This window comes from Mesorhizobium sp. P3_A10, from assembly GCF_056403175.1.
This window is the reverse complement of sequence record NZ_JBFUFZ010000003.1, coordinates 426930-438986: the sequence shown is the minus strand read 5'-3', so window position 1 is coordinate 438986 and position 12057 is coordinate 426930. Positions and strand designations below refer to the sequence as shown.

Sequence of the window (12057 nt, the reverse complement as noted above, 5' to 3'; positions counted from 1 at the left end):
CGTTTGCTCAATCGGCAAATCCTTCCAATCAACCGCTTTCGGGAATGAAATGCCGCAGCGCAGCAAGCGATGTAGCATATTGACCGACCCGCGGCCTTTTGGTTTGTGCTTCGACAACACATATTCACCATCAAACGAATCGGATTGTACCGGAGGGATGCCATGAGCAGCATGAAAGACCGCGAAGAGGGCTTCGAGCGCAAATTCGCATTCGATGAGGAGCTTCGGTTCAAGGCTGCGGCTCGCCGCAACAAGGCGCTTGGCCTGTGGGCTGCCGAAAAGCTTGGCAAATCCGGCGCCGATGCCGAAGCCTATGCCAAGGAGGTTGTTGTGGCAGACATCGAGGAAGCCGGCGATCACGACGTTTTCCGCAAGATTCGCGCCGATTTCGATGCGGCCGGCGTTGCCCAGTCCGATCATCAGATCCGCCGCACCATGGATGAGCTGATGGCGCAGGCGATCGACCAGATCAAGAACACCTGATCCCGCCGAAGCAGGTTCTGCAAAAGTGTCCTGCGGTTTTGCGACAGAGCCTGCGACAATTAAAGAATGACTGGACCAATCGACCGCCCGGCCCATCCGGGCGGTTTTTCTTTGCCTTTGCCGCTGTTTCAGGCTGAAACTGCGCCAGCCAACAAGGAAATCGCCAATGTCCCTGAAATCACGCCTTGCGGCGGATGAAACGCTGTTCACCGCATGGTCCGGGGTGCCGGATGCCTTGACGGTGGAAATCATCGCCAAGCAGGGGTTCGACGCGGTCACGCTCGACATGCAGCACGGCGGCCATCACGAAGACAGCGTGCTGCGCGGCCTGGTGCCGGTGCTGGCCGCCAACAAGCCGGCGCTGGTGCGCATCCCGGTCGGTCGCTTCGACATGGCCAGCCGCGCGCTGGATTTTGGCGCCGAGGCGGTGATCGCGCCGATGGTCAATTCCGTGGCCGACGCAAAACTGTTTGCCGCCGCCATGAAATACCCGCCGCTGGGCGAGCGCTCCTGGGGCCCGACCTATGCCTTTCCTAGGCATGGCAAGGGCGACCAGGCCGAATGGCTGCGCGATACCAATGCGCGCACCATGGCCTTCGCCATGGTCGAGACGCGCGCCGCACTCGATGCGCTGGACGGCATCCTCGACACGCCGGGCATCGACGGCATCTTCCTCGGACCATCGGATTTCTCGATCGCCTGGTCGAACGGCGCCACCGTCAATTCGACGCTGGAAAGCATGATGGAGACTGTCGCCTCGATTGCCGAGCGGACACGCAAGGCCGGCAAGCATGCGGCGATCTATGTCATCGAGCCGGCGATTGCCGGCCGCGTCGTGGCCATGGGCTATCGGTTGCTGGCCATGGGCTCGGACCACGCGCTGATTGCGCTCGGGGCCAAAACCCTGCTGAAGAGCATGAACGATTCGATCAAGGGCTGAGGCATGGCACCTTGCCCCGGAATGGGTCAGGCCTTGAGATCAGTCAGGAACTTGGCGAAGGTCATCGATCCCTCGGGCCATGGGCCGAAGCCGGAATCCGAGTTGAGGTGGCCGGCCTCGCCGGCATCGATGAACAGCGAACCCCAGGCGCCGGCAATGTCCTCGGCGACGTCGAAGGCGCAAAACGGGTCGTTGCGGCTGGCGATCACCACCGAGGGAAAGCCCAGCGGCTCGCGCGGGTAGGGGCCGAAGGTCATCAGGTGCCTGGGCTTTAGCTTCGGATTGGCGACATCGGGCGGCGCCACGAAGAAGGCGCCGGCAACCGGCCGCTGGAACTGCGGCATGGCCTGGATGGCAGCGGCAACACCGAGCGAATGCGCGACGAGAACGACCGGCCGCTCGGCCTCGTTGACCGCCTTGGCCACGCTCGCCGTCCAGTCATCTCGCACCGGCTTCGACCACTCCGCCTGCTCGACCCGGCGCGCCGTCGACAGTTTTGACTGCCAGCGGGTCTGCCAATGCTCGGGACCGGAATTGGTGTAGCCCGGCACGATGAGAATATCTGCTTCCTTGACTTTCATGGCGCTGAAATAGCGAGCACTGCTGCGTCATGCAACCGCGATGAGCCGCCAAACTGATCAGAATAGTGAACACCATGTTCGCTTCTTGCCATCTTGTGTGAACGATGCCGATCGACGATCTGTCGTCAGGAAGAGAAACACGACGTACAGTGATCGCTGGCGCCGGGCCCTTGGCTTTGGGGCTCGTCGGACGCCGGCCGAATGGAGCATCAGATGAGTGAACTGCCCTTTGCCGCCACGACTCCCGTCAGCGTTGCCCGTGTCGGGTTGAAGGCGCGCGACTCCGAAAATCTCGCCGCTTACTACCGCAAGGTCGTCGGCTTGCAGGAATTGAGCCGCGCCGACGGCGCGATCACGCTCGGCGCCGCCAACCGTCCGCTCCTCGTCATCGAGGCGGATGCAGCGGCAAAGCCCGACGATCCGCGCAGCGCCGGCCTGTTTCACACCGCTTTCCTGTTGCCCAGCCGCGCCGATCTCGGCCGCTGGATCAACCACGCCATATCAGGCAAGATCGCCATCGAGGGCGCCTCCGACCACCTGGTCAGTGAAGCGCTCTATCTGACCGACCCCGAGGGCAACGGCATCGAGATCTATGCCGATCGCCTGCCGAAGGACTGGAAGTGGAACGGCGACAAGATCGCCATGGCGACCGAGCGGCTGAACATCCCGTCCGTCGTCGCCGATGTGCCGGCGGGCGACGCCGGCTGGCAGGGCGCGCCGGAAAACAGCATTGTCGGCCACGTGCATCTGCGCGTCGGCCGGCCGGAAGACGCAGAAGCCTGGTGGAACCAGGAATTCGGCTTCGACACGGTGGCGAAATATGGTGGCCAGGCGGTGTTCCTGTCATCCGGCGGCTATCACCACCACATCGGCGCCAATGCCTGGCAGAGTTCCGGCGCCGGCCGCCGCGATCCGTCTCGCACGGGCTTGGCCTGGGTCGAGATGCGCTCGGACAATGTGACCAGCGCGAGCACACGCGAGGATCCTTGGGGCACGGTGATCAGGACTGTGCCTGGCAAGGCATGATTGGACGGTGGCACAGCTTCTTTCTCCCCGTCACTATACGGGGAGAAATGCCCGGCAGGGCAATGAGGGGCAGCGTAACCCTATGAGATTTTTGGCCGGGTGCGATCATTGCCGAGCTTGGCGCTGCCCCTCATCCGCCTGCCGGCACCTTCTCCCCGTATAGTGACGGGGAGAAGGGAGCTTACCTATCCAAAAACCCGCTTGAAGATCGTGTCGACATGCTTGGTGTGATAGCCAAGGTCGAATTTCTCGCGGATTTCGGCTTCGGGCAAGGCCGCCGTCACTTCCTTGTCGGCCAGAAGTTCCTCAAGAAAATCAGCGCCTTGCTCCCACACTTTCATGGCGTTGCGCTGCACCAGCCGGTAGGAATCCTCGCGCGACAGGCCGGCCTGGGTCAGTGCCAGCATGACGCGCTGCGAATGTACCAGGCCGCGGAACTTGTTCATGTTCTTCAGCATGTTGTCGGGGTAGACGAGCAGTTTGTCGACGACGCTGGTCAGCCGCGACAGCGCGAAATCGAGCGTCACCGTCGCATCCGGTCCGATCATGCGCTCGACCGACGAATGCGAAATGTCGCGCTCGTGCCAGAGCGCCACATTCTCCATCGCCGGCAGCGCGAAGGAGCGCACCATGCGGGCAAGACCGGTGAGGTTTTCAGTCAGCACCGGGTTGCGCTTGTGCGGCATTGCCGACGAACCCTTCTGGCCCGGCGAAAAATACTCTTCCGCCTCGAGCACTTCGGTGCGCTGCAAATGGCGGATTTCGATCGACAGTCGCTCGATCGACGAGGCGATGACGCCGAGCGTGGCGAAGAACATGGCGTGACGGTCGCGAGGGATGACCTGCGTCGACACCGGCTCCGGCTTCAGCCCGAGCTTCTTGGCCACATGTTCTTCGACATAGGGGTCGATATTGGCGAAGGTGCCGACGGCGCCCGAAATGGCGCAGGTGGCGATATCTTCCCGCGCGTGCACCAGCCGCTCGCGGCAACGCGAGAATTCGGCATAGGCCTGCGCCAGCTTGATGCCGAAAGTCGTCGGCTCGGCATGGATGCCGTGGCTGCGGCCGATGGTGACGGTGTCCTTGTGCTCGAAGGCGCGGCGCTTGAGTGCGGCGAGCAGCCCGTCAATGTCGGCGAGCAGGATGTCGCTGGCGCGTGTCAACTGCACCGCAAAGCAGGTGTCGAGAACGTCCGACGAGGTCATGCCCTGGTGTATGAAGCGGGCATCCGGTCCGACGAATTCGCCAAGATGGGTCAGGAAAGCGATGACGTCATGCTTGGTGACGCGTTCGATCTCGTCGATCGCCTCGACGTCGAATTTCGCCGCGCTGCCTTTTTCCCAGATGGTCTTCGCCGCTTCCTTGGGGATGACGCCGAGCTCGGCCAGTGCATCACAGGCATAGGCTTCGATCTCGAACCAGATGCGGAACCGGGTTTCCGGCGACCAGATGGCGACCATTTCCGGTCGGGAATAGCGAGGGATCATCGGTCAGTCCTGACGTGTCGAGAGCTTTTGCCCGCGTCCTAACAGAGGCAGACAAAATGCTCAACGCTGCTGGCGGGCAAACCAGACGCTGGCGGCAGCCAGTGCGATGAAACCGAGCGGAAAATAGAGCCGGATGCCCAGGACGACGAACTGGTAGAGCGCCGTCAACATGGTGAACACGAACTGGAAGGCCCAGGTGAGGGTGAAGGCGGGCGAATGCCATTCCGAATAGTAGGAACGGTATTGTAGCGCAAACAGGCCGCCGGTAACGGCGATCGTCGCCGCGAGAAGGCAGACAAAGGTAGCCGCCAAAGCGACCTCCCAGTGCCGTCCGAGCGAGACCAGCCGCGCCGCGAACAAGCCGATCGGAAAGGCCAGTGCGCCGCCGGCGGCAAACAGCATGGCGACGAAGCGGATTTTTGCCGGGGTTTCCCAATCGTCCAGCCACAGATTGACCAGCGCGCTGGCGCCCATCGCCGCAGCCCACAGCAAGGCGCCGACAAGAGCCGTCCCCAGCGGCGGCAAGGCGCGGCGGAAACGGCTTCGTGAGGTGTGGCGAGGAAGCGGCGTCACAGGCGGCCGGTCACCGCTATCCAGCGAAAGTCCGGTCCCTCGAAGCCGTACTGGCGCACCGTGATCATCACGGCAAAAGCACTGAGGCTATCCATCGAAAACGTCTGCACCGCGCCGATCCGATAGCCATTCGGGCAACCCCGGCTCTTGGGGATCGATTTGTCCTCATGCAGCAGATGCGTCGTGCCACCATCTTCCGCCTCGATGCGCAGCAGGCGAAAACCGTTGATCTCGCCTTGGCTCTCGCAGCCCTGGGTATTGTTCATACCGAGCTCGTCGAGCCGGAACTCGAGCGGCCGGTCGACCGGCGAAAAGATCGGCCGCGGATTGACCACCATGCGGTACGGATCGGCCGAAAGCTCGGTCACCGGGTTGATGCCGGCGGTGATCCCCTTGTTCGCGCTCAGTTCTGCCTGGCTGACGATCGCCTCGCCCTTTTTTCGCGCTTGGAGGCGAGCCGCGTCGAGCGTCGCATTCTCGTCGTCGAGCCGGACCCTGATCGGCGTGCCCGGCAGGAAACTGTCGTTGCTGGTGTCGATGTAGTAGCGATTGGCATAGGGGAAGCCCGACCCGTCCTGGACGCCGTATTCCTCAAAGGCGAAGACGCCGCCATCCTTGGCGAAGCCGATGATTTCCAGCTCGGCGACATCGCCGGCATGGGCGGCAAGCGCGGTTGCAAACTGGGCAAGCAGGGAAACGGCAAACAGGACCAGTATTCGCATCGGGGTTTCCTCCAGCAGCCAAAGTCGACCATCCCCTATCACGACGCGGTCATGAAAGTCGTGCTGTCTGAAGGCCGATGCATCCAATCGCGCCGTCATTAGTTAACGTCGGCAGCTTCAATGGAGACCACCATGACCGACACCAGCAAAATTCGCGAACATATGGAAGTCATCGGCGCCGACGGCGTCCATGTCGGCACGGTCGACAGGATCGAGGGCGAACGAATCAAGCTGACCAAGCTCGACAGCGGGCAGGGCGCGCACAAGGGGCACCACCACTATATCCCGTCAAGCCTGATCGCCGAGGTTGAGGGCAACAACGTCCGCCTGTCGGCAAACTCCGATGTCGCGGTCACTTTCGAGGAAGAAAAATCCGATCCAGTCTGATCCATTTCGCCGCGCAATCAGCGCGACGACCAGACCGGAAACAGGTCGCCATCGGCGGGCGTTGCGGCATGGACGCCACGGCTGATGGCGCGCGCCATGGTGGCGCCGGCAGCGGCGTAGAGGTCGATTGCAGCTTCGGCGGTGAGTTCAATGCCGCTCTTGCCCGTCGCCAGCGCGAACACCAGATCGCCATCGGCCGGCGTGTGGACTGGCCAGATGGCGCGTACGAAACCGTCATGCGCCGATATCGCCAAACGTTTGGCCGCCGCCTTGGTGAGAACGGCGTCGGTGGCGATCACGGCGATGGTGGTGTTGCCGCCGGCCTGTCCCGTGACGTGCTTGTCGCGGTATTTCAGCAGGATTCTTTTCGCATCGTCCGGCATCGGCGACGGGTATCCGAGCCCACCAAATTCATTGCCGATCTCGAACGGTGCCGCCCAGAAATGCCTGGTGCGGGCGACGGTGACCGAGCCGGTCGGGTTGACGGCGGCGAGCGCGCCGATGGTGACACCACTGTCCAACAGCGTCGAGGCCGAGCCAAGTCCGCCCTTGAGGCCAGAACTTAGCGCGCCGGTGCCGGCGCCGGCCGTGCCGAGCGCAAAGTCGATTGCCGCAGCCTGCACCGTTTCGTAGCCGAGATCGCGATAGGGCGGATAGCGGCCCCAATCCTTGTCGCCGCCATTGCCCAAGTCAAACAGGATCGCCGCCGGCACGATCGGCACGCGAAAGCCGCGGACCTCAACGCCGATGCCTTTTTCGCGCAATGCCGCCTGCACGCCCGACGCGGCGTCCAAGCCGAAAGCTGAGCCGCCCGAAAGCACCACGGCATGGATGGCCTCTATGGAATTGTGCGGTTCGAGCAGATCGGTTTCGCGGGTGCCCGGCGCACCGCCCAGTATCTGCACGCCGGCGACCGCCGGTTCATCGCACAAAACAGTGGTTACCCCCGACTTCAGCCTGGCATCGGATGCGTTGCCGACACGCAGGCCGGCGACATCGGTGATGAGATTGCGCGGACCCGTGCGGAACATCAGTTGGTCTCCGCCGGCACGAAATGGGCACCGTCGTAGCGGTAGGCACGGAAGGGATTCTGGCTGAGGTCGCCCTTTTCATCGAAGCGGATCGGCCCGATCGCCGTGGTGAAATCATGCGCGGTGAGCGCCTCGGTGAGCGGCTTGCCGGTGGTTTCCGAAAGGCCGGAGGCGGCCTTGGCGATCTCCACCGCCGCATAGGCCGGCAGCGTGTAGCCATCGGGCGCGATGTTTTGTGCGGCAAACGCTTCCAGCACCTTGGGATCGGCGCCCTCGGCCCATTCGGGCGGCGCGATCATCAGCGTGCCCGCGGCATAAGGCACGTCGCCCGGCGGGGCGCGCATGTTCTCGCCGCCGGCAAAGACGATGCCGGCATCGAGCTGGCTGGCGTCGCGACCCATGATGGCGATGTCGTCGCCGTCGCCGCCGGCGAAGACACGCGTCGCGCCGGCCTTCTTCAGCCGCCCGATCAGGCCGATCTGGTTGTCGAGCTGCGGCCGGAACGTATCGACGAACACCGGCTTCAGCGCCGCCTGCTCCGCCGCCGCGCGAAATGTCTCGGCCATTTCGCGGCCGTAGATGGTGCCGTCATCGACGATGGCGAACAGTTCGTTCTGCCACAGCCGGGTGAGAATGGCGGCAACGGCGTTGCGTTCGTCGTCGCCGCGCGGGCCAAGACGATAGACCGGCCAGCCGGTTTTGGCGCGCCGGTCGGTCAGGCTTTCGGTGCGCACGCCAACGGTGATGACCGGTATGTTGGCGTCTTTCAGGATCGGCAGCGCCGCCTCGATCGCGTCGGTGCAGAGAAAGCCGACGACCACGTTGACTTTCGCCGCAACGAAATCCCGGGCGGCGGCAGCGCCGCCATCGGCCGTGCAGGCATCATCGACAGTCCGGAGCTCGACGCCGTTCGCCGCGGCCGACAGGCCGGCGCCCGTCTCGATTTGCTTGCCCAGCAGCGCCGACGGCCCCGACAAGGGCGCGGCGACGCCGACCAGCAGCGTCTGCGCGCTCGCGCCGCCGGCCACAGACAGCCAGACCAGCGCCGCTATTGTTCTTGTCCAAGGTCGCATTCGAGCGATGGATTCCTCCGTGCCGGCTTTACGCTTCTGGCACTATTTGCCGCCAAGACCTAAAGGCTGCCCGGCCTTGGTGCAACACGCTAATTCCGGGAATGCAGGTCAACCACTTCGCTTGTGGCATATCGTATGCCGCCATATATAACGCTTGGGTTCTGACTGTGGAAAATCATCCGTGCTGAAGAAGAACGACATCGGGCCGCAGGCCTATCGCGACGCGATGGCCCATTTTGCCGGTCACGTCCATGTGGTCACCACCGACGGTCCCGCCGGCAGGCGCGGGGCAACCGTCATCGCCGCCTGTTCGGTATCGGACACGCCGCCGACCATTCTGGTCTGCCTCAATCGCGAAAATCCCAAGAACGAGCCGTTCGTCAAGAACGGCAAATTCGCCCTCAACACGCTGGCTTCGGACCAGGAGCCGCTGTCGATCGGCTTTTCCGGCATCACCGGCCTGCCGGTCGAGGAGCGTTTCGCGCTCGGCGAATGGGACGTGATCTCGACCGGCGCGCCGACGCTGAAGGGCGCGCTTGCCGTGTTCGACTGCGAACTGCTCGACACCAAGGATCTGGCCACCCATCGTGTGCTTTTTGGCAAGGTGACAGGGTTGCGCATGGGCGATAATTTGCGGCCGCTGATCTACCACAACCGCGGCTACCACGTTCTGTGAAACGGACCGGCGGCGACGATGGAGAGAGAATGACCGAGCTGAAGCCGCGCCCCGCACCGCGGACGATCGACGAGACACTCGATCTCCTGACCGGTGCGGACTATGTCGCGGACCGGTCGCTGGCCACCGTGCTGTTTCTGTCGCTGCGCATGAAGCGGCCGCTGTTTCTCGAAGGTGAGGCCGGTGTCGGCAAGACCGAGATCGCCAAGGTGCTGGCGCAGGCGCTCGGCCGCCGGCTGATCCGCCTGCAATGCTATGAAGGCCTTGATGTCTCATCAGCCGTCTACGAGTGGAACTATGCCGCGCAGATGATCGAGATCCGCATGGAGGAGGCGGCCGGCAAGGTCGACCGCTCCGACATGGAGCGCAACGTCTTCTCCGAAAAATACCTGATCCGCCGCCCGGTGCTCGACGCACTGACCGGCAAGGCGGGTGCTGCGCCGGTGTTCCTGATCGACGAGCTTGACCGCACCGATGAGGCGTTCGAGGCGTTCCTGCTCGAAATTCTCTCCGATTTCCAGGTGACGGTGCCGGAACTCGGCACGATCAAGGCGGAAGAGCCGCCGATCGTCATCATCACCACCAACCGCACGCGCGAGATCCACGACGCGCTGAAGCGGCGCTGCCTCTATCACTGGGTCGACTATCCTAATGCCGAGCGCGAGCTGGAGATCGTGCGCCGCAAGGTGCCGCAGGCCAACCAGCGGCTTTCGGCGGAAGTGGTGTCGTTCATCCAGAAACTGCGCCAGATCGAACTGTTCAAGGTTCCGGGCGTCGCCGAGACCATCGACTGGGCCGGCGCGCTGACCGAACTCGACAAGGTGGCGCTCGACCCGGAGACAGTTTCCGACACGATCGGCGTGCTGCTGAAGTACCAGGACGACATCGCCCGGATCGAACAGGGCGAAGGCCGGCGCATCCTCAACGAGGTGAAGGCCGAGCTTGCGGCGGCGGAGTAGGGACGATGCTGCGTCCCGAACCGAAAGAAGCCACCCCCGACGGGCGCATCGCCGACAACATCGTCTACTTCGCCCGCACCTTGCGTAAAGCCGGCATGCGGGTCGGGCCGGCTTCGGTCAAGGACGCCATCGAGGCGGTGCTGGCCGCCGGTATCGGTTCGCGCGACGATTTCTACTGGACGCTGCACGCCGTGCTGGTGTCGCGGCATGAGGATCACGCAACCTTCGACGAAGCCTTCAGGCTGTTCTGGAAATCGCGCGAGTTGATCGAAAAGATGCTGGCGATGTTCTCGCCGGTGGCGCCGGACAACCGCGAAAAGCAAAAACCCCGCGCGGCCGAAAACCGCGTCAGCCAGGCGATGTTCGAAGGTCACCAGAAAAAACAGCCGGTGCAGGAAATCCCCGAGATCGAGGTCGACGCCCGCTTCACCTTCTCCGGCAACGAAGTGCTGCGGGCTAAGGACTTTGCCCAGATGAACGCCGCCGAGATGGCCGATGCCAAGAAGGCGATTGCTGAGTTGCGGCTGCCCTTCGACATGGTCAGGACGCGGCGCTTCAAGGCCGACGCGCATGGCCGCCGCATCGATCCGCGCGCCATGATGCGCTCGGCCGCGCGCACCGGCGGCGAATTGATCCTGCCGAAGTTCCGGTCGCCGCGCGAGGTTCACCCGCCGCTGGTGGTGCTGGCCGATATCTCCGGTTCGATGAGCCAGTACACCCGCATCTTCCTGCATTTCCTGCATGCGCTGACCGAAAAGCGCCGGCGCGTGCATGCCTTCGTCTTCGGCACCAGGCTGACCAATCTGACGCGGCAGATGCGCCACCGCGACCCCGATGCCGCACTTGCCGAGAGTTCGGCGGCGGTCAAGGACTGGTCGGGCGGCACCCGCATCGGCGACACGTTGGCCGAGTTCAATAAGCTATGGTCGCGCCGCGTGCTGGGGCAGGGCGCGGTGGTGCTTTTGATCACCGACGGGCTCGAGCGCGACGATGTCGCCGGCCTGTCGGAAGAGATGGAGCGGCTGCACAAATCCTGCCGGCGGCTGATCTGGCTGAACCCGTTGCTGCGCTTCGACGGTTTTGAAGCCCGCGCCCGGGGCGTCAAGGCGATGCTGCCGCATGTCGACGAGTTCCGCTCGGTGCACAATCTCGACGCGCTCGCCGATCTCTGCGCCTCGTTGGACAAGAAGTCGGCCGCTTCGGTCGATCCGCGTCGATGGTTGAACGCTGGCGCCAGGCACGCCGCATAGCCATATGTTGATCCAGCGGAAAACAGACTCCCGGAAAAAATTGAAATCACCGGACCGGAGACCCGATAAATGACGCTTCAAAGCATCAATCCCAAGGACCTGCCAATGCCGCAGACCTACAGCCAGGTCGTTGTTGCGACAGGCAGCAAGTTGGTGTTCATCTCGGGCCAGGAGCCGGAAGACCTGGATGGTAAGCTTGTTGGCCGAGGTGATCTTGCGACTCAGGCGCGCCAGGTGTTTGCCAATCTCGGCCGGGCCCTTGCCGCCGCCGGTGCGGCGCCTACGCAGGTCACCCGGATCACGATCTATGTCGTCAACTACGATCGCGATGAATGCCTGCCGATTATCGAAAAGGCTCGGGTAGAGCTTTTCGGAGACCACAAACCGGCTGACGTCGTGCTTGGCGTGGCGAGCCTGTCGCCCGGCTATCTGATCGAAGTTGACGCATTCGCGGTGATCGATTGACCATGCATTTGCTTGCGCGACCTGGCGATACCCAGATCATAAACAGACTCTGAGAGAAGCGACGATGGACAACAGCATTTATCTCGATGAGGCCCGCGATCCGCTGATCATCGCGGAAGGCTGGATGAAGGACGGCAAGGATGTCGCCATTGCCACGGTGGTCGAAACCTGGGGCTCGGCACCGCGTCCGGTCGGCAGCCATCTGGTCATCGACGCCGAAGGCAATTTCCACGGCTCGGTCTCAGGCGGCTGCGTCGAGGGTGCCGTAGTGGCCGAGGCGATCGACGTGATCGACTCAGGCAAGGCGAAAATGCTCGAATTCGGCGTCGCCGACGAAACCGCCTGGCAGGTCGGCCTGTCCTGCGGCGGCCGCATCAAGGTCTATGTAGAGCGGCTGGGCTGAC

General features: G+C 63.3%; 15 protein-coding genes. 9 read left to right on the top strand and 6 right to left on the bottom strand.

Annotated features, from left to right (window positions below):
• Positions 1–162: 162 nt before the first annotated feature.
• The gene (locus tag AC1DXU_RS15065) at positions 163–483 is read left to right on the top strand and encodes a DUF1476 domain-containing protein (RefSeq protein WP_477369638.1); all 321 of its coding nucleotides are present in this window, start codon (positions 163–165) and stop codon (positions 481–483) included.
• Positions 484–649: 166 nt separating this feature from the next.
• The gene (locus tag AC1DXU_RS15060; protein ID WP_477369636.1) at positions 650–1423 is read left to right on the top strand and encodes an HpcH/HpaI aldolase family protein; all 774 of its coding nucleotides are present in this window, start codon (positions 650–652) and stop codon (positions 1421–1423) included.
• 26 nt (positions 1424–1449) lie between these two features.
• Here the strand turns inward: AC1DXU_RS15060 and AC1DXU_RS15055 are convergent, their stop codons facing one another.
• Positions 1450–2004 (bottom strand): RBBP9/YdeN family alpha/beta hydrolase, encoded by a 555-nt coding sequence (locus AC1DXU_RS15055; RefSeq protein ID WP_477369634.1) that lies wholly within the window; start codon positions 2002–2004, stop codon positions 1450–1452.
• A 213-nt stretch (positions 2005–2217) separates the two neighbouring features.
• On the opposite strand from AC1DXU_RS15055, the gene AC1DXU_RS15050 reads away from it, so the two are divergent.
• On the top strand, positions 2218–3030 hold the full coding sequence (locus tag AC1DXU_RS15050; protein ID WP_477369632.1) for a VOC family protein: 813 nt from the start codon (positions 2218–2220) through the stop codon (positions 3028–3030).
• A gap of 185 nt (positions 3031–3215) precedes the next feature.
• On the opposite strand, the gene purB is transcribed toward AC1DXU_RS15050, so the two are convergent.
• Genes purB through AC1DXU_RS15035 form a run of 3 tightly spaced genes read right to left on the bottom strand, consistent with a single transcriptional unit; the run spans position 3216 to position 5812 of the window.
• On the bottom strand, positions 3216–4517 hold the full coding sequence (gene purB, locus AC1DXU_RS15045; RefSeq protein ID WP_477369630.1) for an adenylosuccinate lyase: 1302 nt from the start codon (positions 4515–4517) through the stop codon (positions 3216–3218).
• 60 nt (positions 4518–4577) lie between these two features.
• Positions 4578–5090 carry a hypothetical protein gene (locus AC1DXU_RS15040; RefSeq protein ID WP_477369628.1) on the bottom strand — a complete coding sequence of 171 codons (513 nt, stop codon included), beginning with the start codon at positions 5088–5090 and terminating at the stop codon, positions 4578–4580.
• Complete coding sequence (locus tag AC1DXU_RS15035) at positions 5087–5812, bottom strand: DUF2259 domain-containing protein (RefSeq protein WP_477369626.1); 726 nt, start codon at positions 5810–5812, stop codon at positions 5087–5089. The genes AC1DXU_RS15040 and AC1DXU_RS15035 overlap by 4 nt, the downstream gene beginning before the upstream one ends.
• A gap of 132 nt (positions 5813–5944) precedes the next feature.
• Here AC1DXU_RS15035 and AC1DXU_RS15030 point away from each other — a divergent pair, with 132 nt between their 5' ends.
• Positions 5945–6199: a DUF2171 domain-containing protein gene (locus tag AC1DXU_RS15030; protein WP_477369624.1), complete on the top strand. Its 255-nt coding sequence runs from the start codon at positions 5945–5947 to the stop codon at positions 6197–6199.
• Positions 6200–6216: 17 nt separating this feature from the next.
• Here the strand turns inward: AC1DXU_RS15030 and AC1DXU_RS15025 are convergent, their stop codons facing one another.
• Entirely contained in the window at positions 6217–7230 is a 1014-nt protein-coding gene (locus AC1DXU_RS15025; protein ID WP_477369622.1) for a P1 family peptidase, read from the bottom strand.
• Entirely contained in the window at positions 7230–8303 is a 1074-nt protein-coding gene (locus AC1DXU_RS15020) for a branched-chain amino acid ABC transporter substrate-binding protein (protein ID WP_477369620.1), read from the bottom strand. Before AC1DXU_RS15020 ends, AC1DXU_RS15025 begins: the two co-directional genes overlap by 1 nt.
• Positions 8304–8484: 181 nt before the next feature.
• Here AC1DXU_RS15020 and AC1DXU_RS15015 point away from each other — a divergent pair, with 181 nt between their 5' ends.
• From AC1DXU_RS15015 to AC1DXU_RS14995, 5 genes are all read left to right on the top strand, one after another.
• Positions 8485–8979, top strand: a complete 495-nt coding sequence (locus tag AC1DXU_RS15015; protein ID WP_477317511.1) for a flavin reductase — start codon at positions 8485–8487, stop codon at positions 8977–8979.
• A gap of 29 nt (positions 8980–9008) precedes the next feature.
• A complete protein-coding gene (locus AC1DXU_RS15010) occupies positions 9009–9938 on the top strand; it encodes an AAA family ATPase (protein WP_477242965.1) in 930 nt (309 codons plus the stop codon).
• Between the two features lie 5 nt (positions 9939–9943).
• A complete protein-coding gene (locus tag AC1DXU_RS15005; RefSeq protein WP_477369618.1) occupies positions 9944–11188 on the top strand; it encodes a vWA domain-containing protein in 1245 nt (414 codons plus the stop codon).
• Positions 11189–11293: 105 nt separating this feature from the next.
• Positions 11294–11653 (top strand): RidA family protein, encoded by a 360-nt coding sequence (locus tag AC1DXU_RS15000; RefSeq protein WP_477369616.1) that lies wholly within the window; start codon positions 11294–11296, stop codon positions 11651–11653.
• Between the two features lie 64 nt (positions 11654–11717).
• A complete protein-coding gene (locus AC1DXU_RS14995; RefSeq protein ID WP_477369614.1) occupies positions 11718–12056 on the top strand; it encodes an XdhC family protein in 339 nt (112 codons plus the stop codon).
• Position 12057 lies beyond the last annotated feature (1 nt).